Below are 989 nucleotides of genomic sequence, written 5' to 3'. Positions count from 1 at the left end.
TATGACCATCGCGGCGGGAGGATTGGATTCCCGGCAGGGATTACTGGTCAGTGAAAATATCGCCCTGTCACTGGATAACCAGAAACTGAATAACCTGGATGGTGTCATCGCTGCGCGGAAAACCCTCACTATCAGCAGCGGAGCGCTGAATAACGATGCCGGATTACTTCAGTCCGGCGACAGCATGCGTATTGATACGCATGGCGGTATCCTCAACAACCGTGACACTCAGGATGCAGGCGGGATCGTCAGCTTCGGGCAACTGGATGTGGCCACAGGCGCGCTTGATAACCAGAACGGGCTGCTGGCTGGTGCCAGGAATACCACAATTCAGGGCACCACCGTGGACAACCGCAATGGCGTGCTGGCGTCGGAGGATGCCCTGTCGCTGAATGCACAGACGGTGGATAACCGGGATGGTGCCATCAGTGCGGCATCTGACCTTGCACTGACGCTGACGGGGGCGCTCAATAACCGGGATGGCGTGGTCAGTTCAGGCGATAATCTGTCGCTTTCCGCCACACACCTGGATAACACGCAGGGCGTGCTGGTTACCGGAGGCCATGCCGCGCTGTCCGTCGGGCAGACCGATAACCGCCTGGGACAGATGGCCGCGCAGGGTAACCTGACGCTCACCGGCCAGCGACTGGACAATGACAACGGCGGGCTGGTGCAGAGCGGCGCGGATATGACGCTTACCATCGGAGATATCAGCAACCACAACAGCGGTGACACGGGAGGCATCACCAGTCAGGGCAACATGCGAGTCACCGCCACCGCGCTGCTCAGTGACCGTGGCCTGCTGCTCGCCGGGAAACAGGCCATACTGGATGCGGAACATTTCAGCAATATCAGCGGCACCCTTGTCACGCTGGAGACGCTTAAACTGACCACCCGCAGCGATACGGATAACCGGCAGGGGCTGATTCAGGGTAACGGCGTCATGCTTGATACCGGCGGCCACCTTCTCGACAACCGGGACGGCACAA

1 pseudogene is annotated in these 989 nt (G+C 59.7%); it reads left to right on the top strand.

Going from position 1 to position 989, the window contains the following annotated elements:
• Positions 1-22: 22 nt before the first annotated feature.
• A pseudogene (locus GTGU_RS23370) lies at positions 23-989 on the top strand (filamentous hemagglutinin); the annotation flags it as partial.

Source organism: Trabulsiella guamensis ATCC 49490 (assembly GCF_000734965.1).
Classification (GTDB): Bacteria; Pseudomonadota; Gammaproteobacteria; order Enterobacterales; family Enterobacteriaceae; genus Trabulsiella; species Trabulsiella guamensis.
The sequence above is the reverse complement of the archived record's forward strand: the minus strand, read 5'-3'. Positions and strand labels throughout refer to the sequence as shown.